The following is a 22482-nucleotide window of genomic DNA, read 5'->3' on the forward strand; positions in this document are numbered from 1 at the left end:
TCAGCTCCTTATTACAAATAGAAACCCAAATGAAAACAGCTGTCTACCAGTAAATATCATTGATAAGCGCTTATAAAAGTGCTCTTACCAGTGATATCTATGCGAGAAGCTTTTGAGCAGCTGCACGTGCCTCTTTTGTAATTTGTTCTCCTGCCAACATGCGAGCAATTTCTTCTGCGCGCTCATGCTCCTCCATTTTATGAATACCCGTAACAAAGCAACCTTTATCAGCACTTTCCATTTTTGAAATAAGAAAATGACTATGCGCTTTCGAGGCGACCTGAGGCGCATGCGTAATAGCAAAAACCTGAACACTTTCTGATAAACGCTGTAACCGTTGTCCAATGGCAGCTGCAACAGCCCCCCCAACCCCCGTATCAATCTCATCAAAAATCAATGTGGGAGCTGAACCACGATCGGACAAAACAACCTTTAATGCCAATAAAAAACGAGACAGTTCACCACCAGAGGCGACACTAAGCATTGGTCCGGCGCGTGTTCCAGGGTTTGTCCGAACCCAATACTCAATACGATCTATCCCCTCTGCAGTACGCTTTTCAGCATCACTCTGCATTTCAACGATAAATTCTGCTTTTTCCAATTTCAATGCTGGCAGCTCAGCCATAACGCTTTCAGACAAATGCTTTGCTGCTTCTCGACGCTTTATTGACAACGCTTGCGCCAATGTATCATAATCTTTTTGTGCTTGTCCTGCCTCATTTTCTAAACGCATCAATAGAGCCTGAGCGTCCTCGAAAGCGGCGAGTTCAGCATCCATCTTATCACGCAGCTGAGCCAATTCATCCGAAGAAACTTGGTATTTACGCGCAAAACCACGAAGAGCAAAAAGACGCTCTTCTATCCGTTCCAATTCACTAGGTTCAAAATCCAATGCCCGCATTGCCGTTTCAATACCTTCTTGTGCTGTTGCAAGTGCATGCAATGCATCATCAACAGATTTCACAACAGGTGCAATCAGTTCTTGCGCCTCAGGAATTTTCCGTTCCAAACGCCTCACCAAATTGGAAAGAACAGGAATTGGTGACTTCGGACCACTTAAAAGATCATCCGCCTCCTTAATATCCGTTGCTATTTTTTCTAATTTAAGCATATCCGCACGACGAAGAGAGAGAGCTTCTTCTTCGCCAACTTGAAAATCAAGCTTTTCAAGCTCTTCCACACACGCACGAAGATAATCCGCCTCACGTACCGCATCTTCTACTTTAGTCCGCTGTTGTTGCAAGCGCTCCTCAAATTCACGCCATATCCGATAACAACGACGCAAATTCTCCGTTTCATTCTCAAGCCTACCGAAAGCATCTAACAATTGACGATGTGTCGCAACATCCACAAGCGCACGATCATCATGCTGCCCATGAATTTCAACCAACAGACGTCCAACATTGCGCATCAAGGCAACACTAGCTACCTGATCATTGATAAAAACGCGACTACGGCCATCACTTGACTGCACACGCCGTAAAATAATATCGCCTTCATCATCAAAACCATTTTCACGGATAAGTTGGCGCACAGGATGTGAAATAGGTACATCAAAGACAGCTGTCACCTGCCCGTGGCTAGCACCATGGCGCACAAGCGAAGCATCACCACGTCCACCAAGAGCCAATGACAAAGCATCAAGTAAAATAGACTTTCCAGCGCCCGTTTCTCCAGTCAAAACTGATAAACCCGCTGTAAAATGAATATCAAGCGTTTCGATCAAAACAATATTATGAATCGAAAGCTGTACCAGCATAGAAAATCAACGTACCTTATTCTTATTACCACTCAAAGCATGTGAGATCCAAGAAGATTTATGCTCCTGTGGCGCTATACTATTCTTTCGCAGTAAATTGTAAGAAAATTTATACCACTCACTTTTGGGATAATTACGTCCTAAAATAGCTGCTGCTGTCTGTGCTTCCGCAGTTAACCCAAGAGCGAGATTAACTTCCGTCAAGCGGAAAAGCGCTTCTTCAATTTGATTAGTATCGGAGTACTCTTCAACTACTGTACGAAATCTTCTACTTGCAGCAAGATAGCGTCGACCTTCTTCATAATAGCGCCCAACCTGCATCTCTTTACCAGCCAACTGCTCCCGCCCAAAGCGTATTTTAGCTTGAGCATCCTTGACATACTCAGAGTTCGGATAACGCTCCACGAGAAGCTGCATAGCAGCAATAGCACGTTTCGTATCGCGTTGATCACGTGTAACATCAGGAATTCGACGGAAAGAAGAAAGACCAATAATATAATAAGCATAAGCCGAGTCATCTGACCCTGGATAAAGAGTAATGTAGCGCTGTGCCATGCTAATTGCTTCATCATATTTGCCAAGTCGGTAATTTGTAAAAGCACCCATCACGAGAGATTTACGCCCCCAATCGGTATAAGCATACTGCTTTTCAATTGTAAGAAACTTTTTCGCTGCCTCCCCAAGTCGCCCACTATCAAGGTTAGCAAGTGCTTGGTTATATAAAACATCTGGTGGATCCATTTTTAAAACATATGCAGATGGATCTAGGGTATTCTTTTCTTTAAATAAGCACCCTCCTAGCAAGCAGGTGCTTCCCAAAAGCATCACTCCGAATACCTTGCGTACAACGCTAGACTTCCTATATGCTATATTTCCAATACAGAGATGAGATTTTGTCATAGTTCTTCCGGCCTCCAGAGAGTGTCACCTTGTAGCAAAAATTATTTATTAAAATTTTTTATACCATATCACTTTAAAATCCACTAACCAATTTAGTGGTTTAGGTCAATCATCCCCTTAAAAATCAAACAGACCGCAAGAGAATTTTTTCAATTGTTCTTTTACTTTCCCTATAAATGAATTTTTTCATAATATGATTCGTCTGCCAAAATAGTTTTCACCAATTGCGCATTAATTCTATGCCCGCTACAATAAGAACGAAATAATCCAATAAAAGGAGCTCCAAGCAAAGCAGTATCACCAATTGCATCAAGCATTTTGTGCCGAACACATTCATCTTTCCAATAGAGACCATTTGGATTGATGATTTCGTCATCAAGACCGATAATGAGGGAATTTTCCAAAGAAGCCCCTAAACCTTTTCCAGAAGCCCATAATTTTTTCGCGTCTTTGATAAAACCAAAAGTGCGTGCACGTGACAAATCATCTCTAAACCCTTGTGTAGTAAAATCAAAACTTAAATGTTGTTTACCGATAGCAGGAGAAGAAAAAGAGAGCGTTACATCAAAACGACGTCCATCAAATGGCAAAAACTCAGCAATTCCACCATCTACATCAACTCGCAGTGGCTTTCTTATAAGAAAATAGCAACGCAACGCATCCTGCTGCACAATGCCAACGTCTTCAAACCCTCGACAATATTGCCATGACGAACCATCCAAAATTGGTATCTCATTACTCGAAACTTCAATAACAAGATTATCCAAATTATAAGCAGCGATCGCAGCCATTAAATGCTCAATCGTTTCAATTCTGGACTCTCCCTGTCCAAGTACTGTTGATAATTCAGTCGCTCCTATTTGCGATGCATGTGCTTGAAATATTTGCTCTGTTCCATCCACCCCACAACGCTTAAAAACAATACCACAGCCAATATCAGCTGGACAAACCTTCACCACAGACAAACACCCACTGTGAACCCCATAACCTTTAAATGTCACTGTTTTTTTAAGAGTAGACTGATATTTTTGTAGCAACTTCATCTTATTACTTCATTGGGTAATTTTTACGCCCTTTAAAAATGTTTATAAAACCATAAAAGCCATATGCATAGCAAACAATAAACCCGCTTATTATAAGCGGGTTTATAAAAAACAGAATACCTTTTCCAAAGTGCGGTATATCTCACTATACAAAGCTTTTACGCATCATAAAGATAGGTGCCATCTCTCATCTTTTTGCTCATTAATTTGCTTGGCGCCGTAAAAACGCTGGTATTTCCAACTGATCTTCTTCACTCATAAAAGTACGCTGATCTTGGGGTATATGGGGATGCAACTCACCAGAACGACGTGGAACATAAACAGAAGCATCCTGAGAAAGCGCCTGAGAATTTTTATTATAAACATGCCCTTCTTGCTGCTGAGATGATTTCACAGCGGGCTCTAGACGCGCTTCCGGCTCAGTTTCCTCACGATGTGTCAAGCTCTGTTTCAAACGCTGCCAAAGATTGCGTGGTCCTTGGTCGGCAACAGATGGTCTCTCACTTTGAGCATGAGCAACCGTGGGAAAATCTTTTAACTCAGGCATACGCATCGGTGCTGAACGCGCCTGCATCTGTTGCATTTGCTTTTGTTGTACTTGCATCTCCTTCTGCTTCACAACCCCTGTCATCTCATCAAGAACATGCGCCGTCGCTTCCATACTGACTGGTGCAGCCATAGAGTGCTGAGAGCCACGGTTAATTTGCATACGTGGCGCATTTGACATCTGCCCATGCACAGTACTAGATCCATAAGGCGTAGCATTCGCACTTCGTGCAGCAACACTCTCTGCAGACTGTGCAAAAATTTGACTTTTAGGTCGGAACTGTTCTCCAACAGATTTACCCTTTTCTATTTCAAGTGCTTCTATCACTTCTACCATTGACTCAGAACGCAAAGGAGGCGACTGGATAGGAAAAGAAGACTGCGACATTCCAGAGTCGCTCTTACGAATTGAAGATGCAGGTCTCTGCAGTTGAGGATGAGAGGACTGGACCACATCACTAACCTCACGATCAATACCCGTTGCAACCACAGACACACGAATAACCCCCTCTAGTGACTCATCATCAATGGCACCAAAAATAACATTTGCATCAGCATCCACTTCTTCGCGAATACGATTAGCTGCTTCATCTACTTCAAAGAGAGTCATATCACGACCACCAGTAATAGAAATGAGTAAGCCACGAGCACCACGCATAGAAGTATCATCCAACAGTGGGTTCGCAATAGCAGCTTCAGCAGCTTGCAGAGCCCGCCCTTCACCAGACGCCTCACCAGTTCCCATCATAGCACGCCCCATTTCATGCATAACAGAACGAACATCCGCAAAATCAAGATTAATGAGTCCCTCTTTAATCATTAAATCTGTTATGGAAGCAACACCAGAATAAAGCACTTGATCAGCCATAGCAAAAGCATCAGCAAATGTTGTTTTTTCATCCGCAATACGGAACAGGTTTTGATTGGGAATAACGATCAGTGTATCAACAGACTTTTGCAATTCTTCAATGCCAGCCTCCGCTGTTTTCATACGGCGTGCACCTTCAAACTGAAATGGTTTTGTCACAACACCAACGGTCAAAATACCCTTTTCACGCGCTGCCCGCGCCACCACAGGCGCCGCCCCCGTTCCGGTACCTCCCCCCATACCAGCAGTAATGAAAACCATATGGGAATCCGCGAGATGATCAATAATTTCATCAATACATTCATCAGCAGCCGCTTGTCCAACTTCCGGTAAAGCACCAGCACCTAATCCTTCTGTAACTGCAGCACCAAGCTGAATGACACGTTCAGCCTTTGACATAGCCAAAGCCTGTGCATCCGTATTCGCAACAACAAAATCAACTCCCTGAAGACCAGCATTAATCATATTATTCACGGCATTCCCGCCACCACCTCCAACACCAAAAACGGTAATGCGTGGCTTCAATTCCGCGATATCTGGCCGATGCAGATTAATCGTCATTTTCTTTTCCTTCTCCTAAGACATCGCAAGCCAAAGCGATGAAAATTAACTTTACCTCAATAGACTCTTACTTAAAAACTCTCACGCAACCATTGACCAACACGCTGAAAATACCCACGCGTACCCGTCGATAAATGTTTCACTGCAGCCTGTACTGTTTTTTCTTCAAACCCCACCAATTGCGGATAAATCAACAATCCAACAGCAGATGTAAATGCCGCCCCTTTTGCAAGAGAAGGAAGCCTCGAAATACCTAAAGGCCGCCCGATACGAACATTTCTTCCCAATATAGTACGTGCCATCTCTGGCAGTCCCGTTAATTGGCTTGCTCCCCCAGTTAAAATAACACGCTTACCAACAATGTGACCAAAACCAGAACGGTTCAAACAATCACGCACCATCTCTAAGATTTCTTCAACACGTGCACGAATGATACGACCAAGAACAGCACGTGGATATTGGATTTCACGATTCTCGTTACCAATCTCAGCTACATTAATCATCTGTCGTTCATCAGCACTTGTCAGAAGTGCCGAACCAGAGACAACCTTTAAACGTTCTGCTTCTTCAATAGACATAGAGAATCCACGCGCAACATCAAGAGTCACATGCTGTCCACCAACTGCAAGTGCATCTGCATGAACAAACTTTCCCTCAGAAAACACTGAAAACGTTGTTGTTCCACCACCAAAATCAATGCACGCTGCTCCTAAATGCGCTTCATCGTTCATTAAAACAGCAAGACCACTTGCAAAGGGAGTTGCAACCATTGCTTCAACACTCAAATGTGCACGATTAATACAAGCTTCTAAATTACGCAAAGATGCCGTTTCCGCTGTTACAACATGCACATCCACACCGAATAATTCGCCCGTCATTCCGACAGGGTCAGAAATTCCTTTATCTCCATCCAACACATAAGAGACAGGAACGGAATGCACAACATGGCGCTCAGCATCAAAAGCTTTGCGCGAAACATCAGCAAATGCCACGCGCACATCACGCTTAGTGATTTCACGACCACTTAAACGTACCATGCCATTGATAAGAGCGCTTTGTAATCGGCTTGAAGAAAAGTTTACAATCACTGAATCAACCACCAAACCAGCCATTTTTTCTGCCGCATCAACAGCTAACCGTATGGATTGTTCTGCCGCAAACATATCCATCACAATACCAGATTTGATACCGCGTGAGCGTTGCACTCCAAAGCCTAGAATTTCCATAGAGTGCGTACGACCGTGTAAATAGTGTGCATGCTTTAAAGGACGTAAACAAGCGATAAGGCATACAATCTTACTTGATCCGACATCAAGAACTGTCAAAAAGCGTGTTTTGCGCCCCCCCATATGATGTGACCCTAACAACATCATAGGACTCCTGCCTTTCTCGCTTGCAAAACGCGTTCTTCGTCTGCCACAGCAGCATGATGACGTTCCAATGCCTCATCCGACAAAGAAACTGTAATGCGATCAGAAAGACGTAAATCAATATGCAGAACATCGCGAGAAAAAAGATCTTGCGCTTTACCTGACTCAATAAGAGAAGCAAGTCTTTCAAGTGGAGCATTTTCAGGCAACATAACGCGTATCCCATTATCCAAGATAAGATCCCAACGCCGATCACCTACACGCACATAAGCGCGAACACGACTAGACAATTGCGGATAAACCGAAAGTGCTTGAATAAATCTTTCGGCAGCATTTTGCGCACCCTGCCCAACCACGAGAGGCAAATCCTGAACACCACTTCCTTGGAAGGGCACAATGACTCGACCCACATTATCAACAATATCCATCATGCCATCATGTTGCCAAATTGCATATGGTTTACGTTCCACAACTGAAATACGCACAAGATTGGGATAAACCTTCTGCACACTAGCCGACTGAACCCAAGCCTGCTGTTCTAAAAGAGAACGCGCCCTATCAACATCAAAAGTGAATATGGATGGAGCACTATCAAGCCCTAAAAGCTTCAAAACTTCCTGTTTTACCAAGCGTTTATCACCACTTATATCGACATTAGTGACCACAAAACCCGCATTTGCCATTGCGTTCCGCATAATGGGCTCCATACGACCACTCGATACAACCCCATAAAGCAACGTAATGAAGAAAAAAAACAAAACTGCAAAAGAACCGAAATGACGCGGAACATGAATGTTAATAAAGACGAACTCAAACATAAACCGGAGAAAACGACGATAAAGACGTGGCAAAACCGGCACTGACAGTACCATCGGAACATTTGTTTTATCAACATTCAACGCATACACGACGCGTCCTCCACCATCCACTGAACAATATCGCAGTAAGTACGACCACTTACCTTTGCAATATCAGGCAAAAGAGAAGTCGGTGTCATACCGGGCTGCGTGTTAATTTCAAGCCAAACCAATTCTCCCGTTTCCTCATCAAAACGGAAATCAGAACGGCTAACACCTCGACAACCTATCGCCTGATGTGCTGCTAAAGACATTCTTTGCACATTTTGGTAAATATTTGATGAAAGTTGTGCAGGACAAATATGAAAAGAACCACCAGATTTATATTTCGAGTCATAATCATAGAACTGAAAACTCTGATCAGGAAGAATTTCACAGACATCCAAGACCTCATTCCCTAAAACAGCACAAGTAAGCTCACGACCAGGAATATATTTTTCAACAATCACTTCGTCTGCATAAACCCAATCAGCCCCCACAACACTATGCGGCGGCACGGATTCATTTTCTTTTACAATCACAACACCAAAACTCGACCCTTCGCACACAGGCTTAATCACATAAGGTGGCTCCATAGGATGTGCTCGCCCAAAAGCAAAGCGACTCATGACACAAGAAGGAGCAACAGAAACCCCAACACTTGCCACAACAATTTTTGCACGCCCCTTATCCATTGCTAATGCTGACGCCATCACTCCAGAATGGGTATAGGGAATTTTCAAATATTCAAGAATACCCTGAATACGACCATCTTCACCAAATGGCCCATGTAATGCATTGAAAGCAATATCAGGCTGCAATTGTTCAAGAACAGAAGCAATATGACCATCCACATCTACGCGGCTCACACGATACCCCTGCGCTTCAAGAACATCAGCACAAGCAGTTCCTGAAGACAAACTTACAGACCGTTCAGAGGAAAAGCCCCCCATTAATACAGCTATATGCTCATCTTTCATAACAACTTACCCTCTTTTGTATACTATATATAGACAACACAAAAATCACTAACACTATATACAGAAAAAACTAGGATTTATCCTTGCGAATCAATAGCCTAGCATTTTGCATAATGAATCAGACTCAGGCGCATGACGCAAGAGTTTCTTTGTTAATTTATTGATTCTTAATGGATTTTTTTCATTATCTCTTTGAAATGACTCAATTTTTTACTACAATTTTTTTTCACACTGAATCAATTTATGAAACGGGGTCAAAAGAGGGAACAATACGACCTTGTTCAAATTGACCGATACGCTGGATTTCCCACTGTAAGAGATGAGCTGAGTGAGAAAAAACGCGAGCACGCACTGTTTCTCCCAAAGCTTCAAGATCATAGCCTGTTGCTTGCCCTGTATTGATCATAAAATTACAATGCATTTCACTCATTTGAGCTCCACCAATCCGCAAACCACGGCATCCAGCTTCATCAATAACACGCCACGCAGATGTACTTTCAGGATTTCGGAAAGTTGACCCACCTGTCTTTTCGCGAACAGGCTGTACTGTTTCCCGATGAAGAGCAACTTCATCCATGGCAGCACGAATATCGTCTCTATTTCCTGATTGTCCTTCCAACAAAGCAGCAGTAAAAATAAAACCTTCAGGAATACCACAATGACGATAAGAATAATGCATATCTGCCAAACTCAAGATATGACGCTGTCCTTTACGATCAAGTGCATAAACCTCAACAACACGTGCAGCTGTCTCAAGTCCATTAGCCCCTGCATTCATTTTGAGCGCCCCCCCAAGACCCCCAGGAATACCATGATAGAAATGAAAACCTGCAATTTCGGCCTCTAAAGCTGCCGCTGCTAAATGTTTATCCGCCGTAGCAGCACTAACCCAAAAACGCTTTGGAGAAACTTGCTGTATTTTCCCAAAACTTTTAGCCGAAAGACGAATAACAACACCAGGAATTCCTCCATCACGCACCAAAAGATTAGAGCCGATCCCTACAATTGTTACAGGAACAGATTCAGGTAAATTTTGAAGAAAAAGAGCTAAATCTGCTTCATCAGCAGGTTGATACAAAAGCTCTGCCAATCCACCAGTACGAAACCACGTCACCTTACGCATACTAACATTGGGCGTAAGTTTACCTTTTATTCTGGTTAACACTGGTTGCAAACGTGCCAACAGCGCTTCACCATCAATTAGCTGAAAATTCATCATTGTTATCAAGCACCATCAAATGGTGAGGCAAAGCACAAGCCCACTGTGTGATATTGCCAGCACCAAGAAAAACAACATAATCCCCCGATTTTGCAAAAGTAGAGACAATTGCAACAACATCTTCCAAACAATGAATCAGACGCACATCACGATGACCAGCCATTTGAATATGTTCTACCAATTCTCTAGCGCCAAAACCAGCAACTGGCTCTTCACCAGCCGCATAAACGGGTGCAATCAACACCGTATCGGCATCATTAAAACAAGCAGCAAAATCATCAAATAAATTATACAAACGTGAATAACGATGTGGCTGAGCAATCGCAATCACACGCCCTTTTGCACTCTCACGCGCTGCACATAAAACAGCCTTTATTTCAACGGGATGATGCCCATAATCATCGAATATTTCAATGCCGCGCCAACTTCCTGTTTGCGTAAAACGCCGCTTTACTCCACCAAATTCTGCTAAGCCATTTTTTATGGCTTCATTTGAAATCCCCAGTTCATGAGCAATGGCAATTGCTGCTGTCGCATTAGAAACATTGTGCTGTCCAGACATTGGCAAAACCAAATTTTTCAACTGAGTCTCTTTACCTGTTTTCCGCGAGCGAATAAAGACATCAAAATGCGCCTTTTGACCATCCATAGAAAGATTATGAAAACGAACATCTGCTTGCGGATTGGCACCATAAGTGATCACCCAACGATCATCAATACGACTAGCCAACGACTGAACTTCTGGATGATCAAGACACAACACAGCAAAACCATAAAAAGGAACATTCTCTACAAACTGCCGAAAAGCCTCACGCACAGCACCAAAACTTCCGTAATGATCTAAATGCTCACGGTCGATATTGGTAACAACAGCGATATCAGCAGGCAACTTCAAAAAAGTACCATCACTTTCATCGGCTTCAACAACCATCCAGTCACCATCCCCCATACGAGCATTCGTACCATAAGCATTGATAATACCACCATTAATCACCATTGGATCAAAACAACCAGCATCAAGAAGCGCTGCAACCATTGATGTAGTCGTTGTTTTACCATGCGTACCACCAACAGCAATTGCCCGACGAAAACGCATCAGCTCCGCAAGCATTTCGGCACGTCTTACAATTGGTAAATGCCTCTTTTTCGCAGCAATATATTCAGAATTTGTTTTTTTTATAGCAGTAGAGATAACAACAACCTTTGCGTCACCTAAATTTTCAGCATAATGACCTATATGAACATCAATTCCTTTTTCCCGTAAACGTTCAACATTCGCACTCTCAACTTGATCAGATCCTTGAACTTTATAGCCAAGATTATGAAAAACCTCCGCAATTCCACTCATGCCAATCCCACCGATTCCAACAAAATGGATAAGGCCTATATTAAGGGGCATCTTCATCAAAAAACTCCTTTTTTATATCAGACAGTGATCGCCCCATAACCAACGCTTCAGCCATATCAGCAAGACGACTAGTTGCATAAGGTTGCCCAACCTTTTTAGCAGCCAATGCTTGTGTTTCTAACAGATGCGGATCACCACAGGCTTTTGTTAAGAGAGAAGCAAGCCTTTGTGCATTCAAATCTTTTTCTGCTATAATTTGCGCGCCTCCCGCAGCAGCGAGCAGTGCCGCATTTGCTGCCTGATCGTGATCAAGAGCATAGGGATATGGAATAAGCAAAGCGGGACGACCAATCACAGCTATCTCACAAACAGATGAGGCACCAGCACGTGACAAAATAAAATGAGCACGTGCCATACGTTCAGCCATATCATCAAAAAAAGGAGCAACTTCTGCTTGCACACCCATCTTATGATAGATTTCTATCAGCTCGAAAGCTTCACCGCGAACTTGCTGAACAATTCGCAAGCGTTTACGAATGTTTTCATCCAGCAAAGCAATTGCAGCAGGAACAATTTGTGAAAAAGAAGTAGCCCCTTGGCTACCACCAAAAACCAAGAAATGAAATGGCTCTTCATCCGCAGAAGCATGATAAGGAATTTCCGCTGCCTTAAGAACAGCTTCGCGCACAGGATTACCAGTCAAAAGTGTTTTATGAGCATAAGTATTCTTTTGCGATAACAAACCACCTGCTATTGCATGTACAAATGCTGCTAATGCCCGATTAGCACGTCCCATAACAGCATTTTGCTCATGAATAAATGTTGCACGCCGCATTAAGGCAGCAACCAAAAGAGGAGGAAAAGTAGGATAACCGCCAAACCCACCAACAAGAACAGGACGCAATTTATAAAAAAGCATTAATGATTGCCCCATTCCTTTTAACAAAGTCCAAAATGTTTTTATAAGTGCAAAAGGGTTGCGTCGTGTAAACGTTGCCGACGAAACTATATGTGTATGTTCTTCATCAAAGCAGCGTACAAAACGTTGCGCTCTTCCATCCGTTGCCAAATGAACATCATATCCACGCTGCCTTAATTCAACAGCAAGCGCTTCAGCAGGAAAAAGATGCCCACCTGTACCACCAGCCACCAAAACAATAACTTTTTTATCAGTCATAAGTGGTATCCAAGATAGCAGGAGAGGAAAAAGCTGAAAGGCGCGCTTCTGGCCAGCGGCGTGTTAAACTGAGCAAAATTCCCATTGAAAGTGCAATAGCCACCATAGATGAACCACCATAAGAAATAAACGGCAATGTCATTCCCTTTGGAGGTATGAGATGAAGATTAACAGCCATATTAATAGCTGATTGAAAACCAATCATCATCGCTACACCAGTAATGCCGAGGCGTATAAATGAATCACGCGTATGCAATGCTATATACAATGAGCGCATGACGATAAAGGCAAAAAGCATCATAATCAAAAGACAAAGGATAATACCATATTCCTCAGCAGCAACGGAAAACACAAAATCTGTATGGCTATCAGGAATGATACGTTTTACCGTTCCCTCGCCTGGTCCTTGTCCAAACCAACCACCATTCAAAATAGCCTCACGCCCTACATCTACTTGAAAGGTGTTGCCTTCACCTGTTAAAAAACCATTAATACGTTCACGCACATGATGAAGGAAAAGATAGGCTAAAATAACTCCTACAATACCTAAAATGAGAAACAAAAAAAGAATGCTAAGAGATACACCAGCAACAAAAAACAGACCACCCCATGTTGCACTGATTAAAAATGTTTGGCCAATATCAGGCTGTAGAACGAGAAGCACACAACAAAAAGCATAAAGAGCAGTAGCTAACGTGTAACCAGGAATGCCCCTACGACGCACCTGTTCTGAAAAAAGCCAAGCTGACATAATCACAAAAGCTGGCTTCATAAACTCTGAAGCTTGCACAGAAAAACCAAAGAGAGGAATCCACCGCCGCGCTCCCTTTAATTCTGGACCAACGAATAAGGTTGCAACCATAAGAACAAGAGTTACAATTAATAAAAGGGCGCATAAACGGCGAATATTACGAAGTGAGAAAAAAGAAACAGTAACCATCGTAAAAAACGCTGGAATACTAAAAATGATATGCCATCGAACAAAATAAAAACTATCAGCAATTCCGATTTTTTTTGCAATAGTAGGACTAGCAGCAAAAGAGAGCATAATGCCAATCCCCATTAAAATCAAACAAGCTGCAAAGATAGAGCGATCAATTGTCCACCACCAGTTCGCAATTGGATCTCTATCTGCACGCGTAAACATCTTATTTACTTGATCCTTTTCATAATTCTACTCAAAGTGACTATAGTTTTCCCATTTTTTAGCAAGCACTTCAAAAGTTGAATTACACGAAAAAGGATTCTGGAGTGTTAACACAGAATCATTTTTTACAATTTACGCTTCTTTTTAACTGCATAACAAAAGAGACAAAAGCTTCCCCACGCATTTCATAATTTTTAAATTGATCATAACTTGCGCAGGCAGGTGAAAAGAGGACTACAGCTTCTTTCACCTTACAACGCATTGCATCAGCTGCTGCTTCATGTACCGCATTTTCCAAAGTTGCGCTTATCGAGAAAGGAAAAGCAGAACCAATAACACTAGCAAATTCTTCCGCCGCACTCCCGATCAAATAAGCCTTACGAATTTTATGAAAAAATTCTCTAAGAGAATCAATCCCACCTTTTTTTGCCTGCCCTCCAACAATCCAAAAAATATCATTAAACGAAGAAAGTGCAGGAGCGGATGCATCTGCATTGGTAGCCTTGCTATCATTGATAAACAAGACTGATCCCATTTTACACACCTGCTGCATACGATGGGGTAACCCTTTATAACTTGCTAAATGCTTGTTCATATATGGATGAGTAATTTTTAAAGCCTGCAATGTTGCTAACGCCATAAGGGCATTTTGCGCGTTGTGACTACCGCGCAACGCAATCATAGGGGAGAGATCTGCAAGCATATAGCACTGCCCTTGTCGAACAGAAAAAAGCTTCGTACCCTCCGCATAAAAACCATTTTCAACAAAATGTTCCTTGGAAATTGCCTCGACTTGACGACCTTCATGAAGCAATTGTTGATACAAATCCTGACAAGCAGTATCATCAACCGAAATCAAGGCATGAGAAGCCCTAGCCACTAAATGCCTTTTAGCTTGCACATATTGAGTAAAGCTACCATGGCGATCAATATGATCAGGCGTAAGATTTAATAAAAGACCAACAGTCGGCTGAAGAGAGGGTGTTAGATCAATTTGAAACGATGAACATTCAATCACATAAATACGTTTTTTTACAAACGGCTTAAGGGTCAATATTGCATTTCCGATATTTCCCCCCATCTGTACATCATAGCCCATTTGTTCTAAAAGATGGGTAAGCAAAGCCGTCGTTGTCGATTTTCCATTCGTGCCGGTAATAGCGATAAATGGAACATCCTGATCGCAAAAACCATAGTGCTGTAAAAAATGATTGCGCGCACGAACAAATAATTCAATATCACCGATAATTTCTATATCTTTTTGACGTGCTTTCTCAACAATCCAATGAGGCTTAGGATAATTTAAAGGAACACCAGGCGCTAAAATCAATGCAACAAATTCTGACCAATCTTCATAACGGAGATCTCGCGTTGGAATATTTTGCTGAAAAGCTGCTTGCACGCTGGAAGGACTATCATCCCATGCAATCACTTCTGCACCACCACGCATCAACGCTTTCGCCGCCGCTAATCCTGATTGCCCTAATCCAAACAGAGCAACTTTTTGACCTTTATAACACGTAACAGAAATCAAAATCTCACCGCAATTTAAGTGTTGAAAGACCAATCAGAGCGAGAACAATCGAAATAATCCAAAAGCGTATGACGATTTGGCTTTCAGTCCAGCCTTTTTTTTCAAAATGGTGGTGTATTGGTGCCATAAGGAATACACGCTTTTTTGTTAACTTGAAATAACCAACCTGAATAACAACCGAAAATCCTTCCAGAACAAAAAGCCCACCAATAAGAGCCAAAACAATTTCATGCTTGGTTGCGACAGCAACAGTACCCAAGAGTCCTCCAAGCGCCAACGAACCGGTATCTCCCATAAAAATAGCTGCCGGCGGTGCATTAAACCATAAAAAACCAAGTCCCGCACCAACAACAGCGCCCAATAAAACAGCCAATTCACCTGTCCCCGAGACATAATGGATTTGGAGATAATCAGCAAAATTGATATTACCCGAAAGGTAAGCAATAAGAGCAAAAGAAAGGGCAACAACCATCACAGGAACGATAGCTAAGCCATCAAGACCATCGGTCAAATTAACTGCATTACCAGTCCCTACAATGACAAAAGCAGAAAAAGGAATAAAAAACCAGCTCAAATTAATCAAATAATCTTTCACAAAGGGCAAAGCTAATCCTGGCGAACCAACTTGCAAGAGAATAAAAGCAGCAATTGCTGCAATCAGAAATTCCAAGCTTAACCGTGCTTTACCGGAAAATCCTTTATCCGTTTGCTTTGTTACCTTAAGATAATCATCATAAAAACCAATTGCTCCAAAAGACAGCATAACAAACAACGACACCCAAAAGTAAATATTCAATAAATTACACCACAAAAGCGCCGATACCACAGTACCAGCTAGAATCATCAGCCCCCCCATAGTAGGCGTCCCAGCCTTTTTAAAATGTGTTTGAGGACCATCAGCACGAATTGGCTGCCCCTTTCCCTGTCGCAGTTTTAGAGAAGCAATGATGCTAGGACCAAACAAAAATACAATGAGCCCCGATGTGAGCATCGCTGCTATAGTACGAAAAGTAATGTAACGAAAAACATTAACGCCTGGAAGCCAGTCACTAAGCGAAGAAAAAAACAGCATCATAATATAAAAAAACCTATTTAAAATTATAGAGAAACCACTTTATAGTGATCAAGCAGTGCCGTCACAATATCTGAAGAATTAAGGCCACGAGATGATTTAATCATAAGCAGATCCCCATGGGAAATTTCTGCAAAAAGAAGTGGTAAAATTTTTTCAATATTTTCAGCATAATGAACCTTAACGTAAGCGGATAGATCAATGGCTAAAAATTTCATTGCCTCACCAAATAAAAAAACGAGATGAGCACCAGAAAGACATATTGGCTTTACTAAATCACGATGGAGTTTTTCACTATAAGCTCCCAATTCGAGCATATCACCCAGAATAGCGATCCTCCGCCCCTCCTCCCCTACTGGCCCTGTAGCAAGCAGATCAAGAGCAGCACGCATAGAAGCAGGATTAGCATTATAGCTTTCATCAATTAAATAAAATTCGCCCCCATTGGATAAAGACAACTGGTAGCGGATACCACGCCCCTTTTGGAGAGAAAAATGGCTCAAAGCAAGTGCAATACACTCCAAATCAACACCAATAGCATCACAAACAGCAAGAATACCTAAAGTATTTTGGGCAATATGCCGTCCCGGAGCACCAATTTTCATTGCTCTATCTTGCCCAGAAATACGCACAATCATAGAGGAAGAATCTGTTAAAAGACGTATATCTCTAGCCTGATAATCAGAATTTTCAGCCTCACCAAAGCTTAAGATCTTTTTCACCCCACATTGCTTTGCTTTTTTAGCTAAATAAGGAAAAAAATCATTATCCGCATTTAAAATGGCGACACCTTCCTCATCTAATCCTTCAAAAATTTCAGCTTTTGCATCTGCTATTTCTTCAAGATTTTTGAAAAACCCCATATGTCCAGCGGCAATGCTGGTAATCAAAACAACATGCGGACATACCAACTTTACCAAAGGGCGAATTTCATCTTTATGATTCATACCAATTTCAAAGATGCCATAATCACACTCCGCTGGCATCCGTGCCAATGTAAGCGGCACTCCCCAACAATTGTTCAAAGAAGCAAGATTCGCATGAACCTTTCCAACCGTCGCAAGCACTTGTTTAAGAGCTTCTTTTGTCGTTGTTTTTCCAACAGAACCTGTTACCGCAATAATTTTAGCCTTTGAGCGCCTACGTGCGGCTTGTGCAAGTTTTTCTAAGGCTTGTAAAACATCAGGAACAACAATCAATGGAGCGGATATTTTTTTCATGTCAATCAAACGATCTTCCGCAACAATAAGAACGCCCGCTCCTCGTGCATAAGCTTGCAGAGCAAAATCATGACCATCAAGATGATGCCCTTTAATACAGAAAAAAATATCGCCTTTTACAAGGGTGCGACTATCAATAGAAATCCCAGAAAAAGTTTCTGGTAGACATCCAATTACAAAGCCATCAATTGCTGAAATAAGTGCTTGTTTATCCCATAAAGCTGTCATCTCTTTCGTTCCTGCAAAGCCTCAATTGCTTTCAAACGATCTGAAAAAGGATATGTTTTTTGCCCTATGATCTGGCCATTCTCATGACCTTTTCCAGCAATGATTAATGTATCCCCTGCTTTTAAAAGCCCAACTGCATAAGTAATAGCTTCACCACGATCTGCTATCTCAATGGCTTTTGGTACTGCTTCTAAAATACCTTTACGAATCTTTTCTGGCATTTCTGTGCGAGGATTATCATCCGTTACAATAACAATATCAGCCCTACCCATTGCAATTTTTCCCATTAAAGGTCTCTTTCCCCGATCACGATCACCTCCGCAACCAAAAACAAGGATTAAACGTCCTTGCGTAAAAGGACGCACAGAGAGCAATACCTGCTCCAAAGCTTCTGGTTTATGCGCATAATCTATATACACAGGAGCATTATTTTCTGTCTTTCCAACCAATTCTAAACGGCCAGGTGCCCCCTGCAAAGTCTCAAGCGCACCAAAAACCTTACGAGGGGGAACACCTGTTGTAATTGCTAATCCCGCCGCCATAAGTGCATTAATTACCTGAAAACCTCCGGCTAGAGGCAAATCAAATGTATAAATATTGTTTTCCACACGACATTCAATACGCTGTTTTGAACGTTGATGTTCAATACGGTTAATAGTGATAAATTGCCCTTTACGCCCAATTGTTAAGACACGGCGACGTGCTTGTGTAATCGTATCAATAACCTCTTGCGAATAAATATCATCCGCAAAAATCAGAGCAGGAAAATCTTGGGGCAAAAGCGTGTCAAAGAGCCTCATTTTAGCACGCAAATAATCCTCTACGCTCGGATGATAATCCATATGATCACGCCCTAAATTGGTAAAGGCAGCAGCAGTTAAACGTACCCCGTCAAGTCGGCGTTGATCAAGCCCATGCGAAGATGCTTCAAGGGCTGCATGTGTAACACCTTCATTGGAAATTTCATAAAGGAGGCGCTGTAAGACCACTGGATCAGGCGTTGTGAGAGAACCATAATCATTCCGGTGAGGAGAAACAACACCTACCGTTCCTATACTAGCGGCACACAATCCAACATGAGTCCAAATTTGCCGAACAAAAGAGACAACGGATGTTTTTCCACTTGTCCCTGTCACAGCCACAACAGTTTCAGGTTGAGAACCGTAAAAACGTGCAGCTGCTATTGCTAAACTATGGCGAACATCAGCAACACGTAAAACTGGAACAGCTGTATTCTCAAGCATAATATCAGAATCTGTAACGATTGCTTTTGCACCACGCTTTAGTGCATCATTTATATAGTGTCTCCCATCACCTTGATTACCTTGAACAGCCACAAAAACATAGCCTGGCAAAACTTGCCGAGAATCCGCACTTATTCCTGTTATTTCTATTGAAGAAAGACTTTTATCTTTAATAGATTCTGTAAAAACTGTTCCCAACAACATGATAACGCACCTTTATTTCATTTTACCGTTGTTTAATTAAGCCTGAACTGTTCTTTGTGCTTAAAATAGGCTCGTATTCTTTTTTAAAATCCGGTTTTATTCCAAGAAAACTAGCAGAGCGGCGAACAATATTAGAAAGCATTGGCCCAGCATTCAATCCTGCTGTTGCTGCATGTTTTCCATCTTCAGGCTTAGGTTCATCGATAATTGTTAAAACAACATAGGAAGGATCCTCAATAGGAAAAGCAGCGAGAAAACTATTAAAATTTTTTGTTTTAGAATATTTTCCATTTTCAACTTTTTCGGCTGTTCCTGTTTTACCACCAACCCGATAACCTTCAACTTTTGCATTACGTCCAGAACCAATATCGCTATTTAACTTATAAAGGTAACGCATATTTTGACTCGTTTTAGCATGCAGGACTTGTTTTGCATGTTTCGAAGCTTGTTCTTTTGTACGTTTTAAAAATGTGGGAGCAATCAGCCATCCCCCATTCATTAAAGCAGCGGCAGCGACTGCTGTTTGTAAGGGCGTTGTTGCCATACCATGTCCAAAAGAGATCGTCATAGAATTGATATCTTTCCAATGACGTGGCACAATGGGGTGTGCAACTTCAGGCAATTCTGTTGACAGTTGATCAAGTAGACCAAGCTTTTTCAAAAAAGCACGATGTCCATCAATCCCCACCGCCAATGCCTCTTTTGCAGAACCAATGTTAGAGGAATAAATAAAAACCTCCCATAACTTTAGAGGACGATTTTTTCCGTGAAAATCATGAATAGTATACCCTCCACTTGCTTGCAAAGGTTTTGAAGCATCAATAATACTGTTTAAATGAAAGATATCTGAATCAAGTGCCATCGCGGTCGTAAAGCTTTTAATGATAGACCCCATTTCAAAGATTCCAGCAGTCATCCGATTGAGGCGATCACTCTTCAAAGCATCAACAGGATTTCCAGGATCAAAATCTGGTACAGATGCCATAGCAAGAACTTCATTAGTATGGATATTTAAAATAACAGCGCCTGCAGCAATTGCTTTATAACGCTTCATTGCCTTCATAAGTTCATCGTGTACGATTGTCTGAATACGCACATCAATCGAAAGTTGAACTGGCTTTAATGACGTTTCCGTTGCGAGACCAGCAGCACGTAGAGCGCTCAAGCCAGCATCATCAATATATTTTTCTATCCCCGCTATGCCCTGATTATCAACATTAACCATACCGAGAATATGCGAAACCACAGAACCACTCGGATAAAACCGACGAATTTCAGTACGAAAACCAATCCCAGGAATACCTAGAGCCATAATCTGCGTCTTTTGCGTTGGCGTTAATCCACGCTGAATCCAAGAAAAACTAGATTTTCTTTTTAGGCGTTTATAAGTTTCCTGCCAATTGAGATCGGGTAAAACTGTTGAAAGCAATTCTATTGTTTCATCCACATCAATAATACGTCGTGGTTCAGCAAAAAGCGAATAAGTTTTAATATCCGTCGCCAACAAACGGCCATTCCGATCAATAATATTAGGCCGTGCAGTCAATTGAAGAATTCCTGGCCCTTTTGCTTCTTCAATCTGCCCACCTTCAAACCCATAAGAAATGAGACAAGCCCCCATAACACCATATAGAATAAGAAAACAAAGTAACGAAAAAAGCAAACGTAGACGGCTAGAATATGGGCGACGAATAGGGAAATTATGAACATTCACTTGGTTATTCAAGCGCTTTTTCTTTTGCGAAAATAAAAAGTATGATGTCATCACCGCACGCCTTTTTGAACAACGCCATTCACCTGAGAAGCACGATTGTTGGCCAAAATATCCTTACCTTCCTCCAAGATATTTTGTTTAATCACTTCTTCAATTGGATCATGTACACGTACTGGAATATTCTCAAGCTCTACAACTTGACGAGGCTGGATAATTTCTAAACCAAGCTCTTTTTGATAACGTTTCGCAAGTTCTTGCATGCGTGAAGGCTCTATCATAACAGCCCACTCAGCATGAAGCAAACTCACCGTATTTTTTTCTGCAGCAATTTTATGTTCAAGACGATGAACTTCGCTCATTCGTTTTTGGACATCGTATTTTACCTTATAAGTAAGACCTGCCATACAAATCATAATCAACACTAAAATCATATCAAATGTACGAAAGACTATCATTTCTTGCCACCTTCAAAACTGGCAATCTCTGCTAAACCAAACAATTTTATATCTGCGGCAAGGCTCTCCGCCTCTGTGCGTACACCAATGCGCAACCGCGCAGAACGTGAACGAGGATTTTGCTGTAACTCCTCTTCACTTGCAGTTATCCCTCCTTTAAACAAAGGAAAAAATGTTGCTGGAACCATCTCTATTTCAGGAAGATGGCGTGATCTCATACACTCTCCTGAACGCACAGAAAAAAATCTTTTGACCATACGATCTTCAAGAGAATGAAAACTTACAACACCCAAACGACCACCCGGTTTTAAAATACGCTCAGCAGCGAATAAACCACGTGCAAGTTCCCCAATTTCATCATTAACATAAATACGAAGAGCTTGAAATACACGCGTTGCTGGATGAATACGATCTCTTGGTTTACGCTCCACCAGCGCCTCGATAGCATGAGCAAGATCACCTGTACGCAAAAAAGGCTGAACGCAGCGACGTTTTTCAATCATCCGTGCAATTCGGCCAGCATAGCGTTCTTCTCCTAATATTTTAAAGATTCGCGCTAACTCATCCACCTTTAAGCAATTTACAACATCGCCAGCAGTAAAACCAGTCTGAGCCATTCGCATATCTAAGGGACCATCTTTTTGAAAAGAGAATCCCCTTTCAGCTTCATCAAGCTGCATGGAAGAGACACCAATATCCAAAATAACAGCATCTACCTTCTCTTCAACAACGCGATCCAACTGTGAAAACTCCATTTGCACCAAACGAAGTCGTGGAAAAAATTCATCAACAAGCGGCTGTCCTTCACGAATAGCATGAGGATCACGATCAAGAGCAATAACCTGTGCCCCCGCATTTAAAAAAGCACGCGTATAACCACCGGCACCAAAGGTACCATCAATCACTCTTGCCCCAACCAATGGCGCAAGCCCAGCCAAAACTGGCTGCAACAACACTGGAATATGGCGTTCAGCTCTATGACCCTGTTTTGTCAAAATAATCCGTCTTGATTTATGCTTTTTAAAAATCAATAGCCCTCTCATGGCAACTGATATCA

Annotated in this window: 18 protein-coding genes; all 18 read right to left on the reverse strand. The window is 41.9% G+C overall.

Features of this window, described 5'->3' with window-relative positions; all coding sequences use genetic code 11:
* Positions 1-97 precede the first annotated feature (97 nt).
* Positions 98-1759: a DNA repair protein RecN gene (gene recN, locus ABD915_RS03465; protein WP_345115224.1), complete on the reverse strand. Its 1662-nt coding sequence runs from the start codon at positions 1757-1759 to the stop codon at positions 98-100.
* A 6-nt stretch (positions 1760-1765) separates the two neighbouring features.
* A complete protein-coding gene (locus ABD915_RS03470) occupies positions 1766-2659 on the reverse strand; it encodes an outer membrane protein assembly factor BamD (protein ID WP_345115227.1) in 894 nt (297 codons plus the stop codon).
* Positions 2660-2829: 170 nt separating this feature from the next.
* Positions 2830-3702 carry a UDP-3-O-acyl-N-acetylglucosamine deacetylase gene (gene lpxC / locus ABD915_RS03475; RefSeq protein ID WP_345115230.1) on the reverse strand — a complete coding sequence of 291 codons (873 nt, stop codon included), beginning with the start codon at positions 3700-3702 and terminating at the stop codon, positions 2830-2832.
* 202 nt (positions 3703-3904) lie between these two features.
* A complete protein-coding gene (gene ftsZ / locus ABD915_RS03480; protein WP_345115233.1) occupies positions 3905-5677 on the reverse strand; it encodes a cell division protein FtsZ in 1773 nt (590 codons plus the stop codon).
* A 71-nt stretch (positions 5678-5748) separates the two neighbouring features.
* Positions 5749-7050, reverse strand: a complete 1302-nt coding sequence (gene ftsA / locus ABD915_RS03485) for a cell division protein FtsA (RefSeq protein ID WP_345115236.1) — start codon at positions 7048-7050, stop codon at positions 5749-5751.
* Entirely contained in the window at positions 7047-7955 is a 909-nt protein-coding gene (locus ABD915_RS03490; protein ID WP_345115239.1) for a cell division protein FtsQ/DivIB, read from the reverse strand. The genes ftsA and ABD915_RS03490 overlap by 4 nt, the downstream gene beginning before the upstream one ends.
* A complete protein-coding gene (locus ABD915_RS03495; RefSeq protein WP_345115242.1) occupies positions 7943-8863 on the reverse strand; it encodes a D-alanine--D-alanine ligase in 921 nt (306 codons plus the stop codon). Before ABD915_RS03495 ends, ABD915_RS03490 begins: the two co-directional genes overlap by 13 nt.
* A gap of 241 nt (positions 8864-9104) precedes the next feature.
* Positions 9105-10082 carry a UDP-N-acetylmuramate dehydrogenase gene (murB, locus tag ABD915_RS03500; protein ID WP_345115245.1) on the reverse strand — a complete coding sequence of 326 codons (978 nt, stop codon included), beginning with the start codon at positions 10080-10082 and terminating at the stop codon, positions 9105-9107.
* Positions 10060-11487 (reverse strand): UDP-N-acetylmuramate--L-alanine ligase, encoded by a 1428-nt coding sequence (gene murC / locus ABD915_RS03505; RefSeq protein ID WP_345115248.1) that lies wholly within the window; start codon positions 11485-11487, stop codon positions 10060-10062. The genes murB and murC overlap by 23 nt, the downstream gene beginning before the upstream one ends.
* Positions 11471-12607 carry an undecaprenyldiphospho-muramoylpentapeptide beta-N-acetylglucosaminyltransferase gene (gene murG, locus ABD915_RS03510; RefSeq protein WP_345115251.1) on the reverse strand — a complete coding sequence of 379 codons (1137 nt, stop codon included), beginning with the start codon at positions 12605-12607 and terminating at the stop codon, positions 11471-11473. Before murG ends, murC begins: the two co-directional genes overlap by 17 nt.
* Complete coding sequence (locus tag ABD915_RS03515) at positions 12600-13754, reverse strand: FtsW/RodA/SpoVE family cell cycle protein (protein WP_345115254.1); 1155 nt, start codon at positions 13752-13754, stop codon at positions 12600-12602. The genes murG and ABD915_RS03515 overlap by 8 nt, the downstream gene beginning before the upstream one ends.
* A 118-nt stretch (positions 13755-13872) precedes the next feature.
* A complete protein-coding gene (gene murD, locus ABD915_RS03520) occupies positions 13873-15288 on the reverse strand; it encodes a UDP-N-acetylmuramoyl-L-alanine--D-glutamate ligase (protein WP_345115257.1) in 1416 nt (471 codons plus the stop codon).
* Positions 15289-15292: 4 nt separating this feature from the next.
* Complete coding sequence (gene mraY, locus ABD915_RS03525; protein ID WP_345115260.1) at positions 15293-16363, reverse strand: phospho-N-acetylmuramoyl-pentapeptide-transferase; 1071 nt, start codon at positions 16361-16363, stop codon at positions 15293-15295.
* Positions 16364-16386: 23 nt separating this feature from the next.
* Positions 16387-17808: a UDP-N-acetylmuramoylalanyl-D-glutamyl-2,6-diaminopimelate--D-alanyl-D-alanine ligase gene (locus ABD915_RS03530; RefSeq protein WP_345115263.1), complete on the reverse strand. Its 1422-nt coding sequence runs from the start codon at positions 17806-17808 to the stop codon at positions 16387-16389.
* Entirely contained in the window at positions 17805-19256 is a 1452-nt protein-coding gene (locus ABD915_RS03535; protein ID WP_345115265.1) for a UDP-N-acetylmuramoyl-L-alanyl-D-glutamate--2,6-diaminopimelate ligase, read from the reverse strand. Before ABD915_RS03535 ends, ABD915_RS03530 begins: the two co-directional genes overlap by 4 nt.
* Positions 19257-19278: 22 nt before the next feature.
* On the reverse strand, positions 19279-21021 hold the full coding sequence (locus ABD915_RS03540) for a peptidoglycan D,D-transpeptidase FtsI family protein (protein WP_345115267.1): 1743 nt from the start codon (positions 21019-21021) through the stop codon (positions 19279-19281).
* Positions 21021-21425 carry a cell division protein FtsL gene (ftsL, locus tag ABD915_RS03545; protein WP_345115269.1) on the reverse strand — a complete coding sequence of 135 codons (405 nt, stop codon included), beginning with the start codon at positions 21423-21425 and terminating at the stop codon, positions 21021-21023. Before ftsL ends, ABD915_RS03540 begins: the two co-directional genes overlap by 1 nt.
* On the reverse strand, positions 21422-22420 hold the full coding sequence (gene rsmH, locus ABD915_RS03550) for a 16S rRNA (cytosine(1402)-N(4))-methyltransferase RsmH (RefSeq protein ID WP_345115272.1): 999 nt from the start codon (positions 22418-22420) through the stop codon (positions 21422-21424). Before rsmH ends, ftsL begins: the two co-directional genes overlap by 4 nt.
* Positions 22421-22482 lie beyond the last annotated feature (62 nt).

The sequence above is a fragment of the Bartonella jaculi genome (assembly GCF_039543045.1).
Taxonomy (GTDB): Bacteria; Pseudomonadota; Alphaproteobacteria; order Rhizobiales; family Rhizobiaceae; genus Bartonella; species Bartonella jaculi.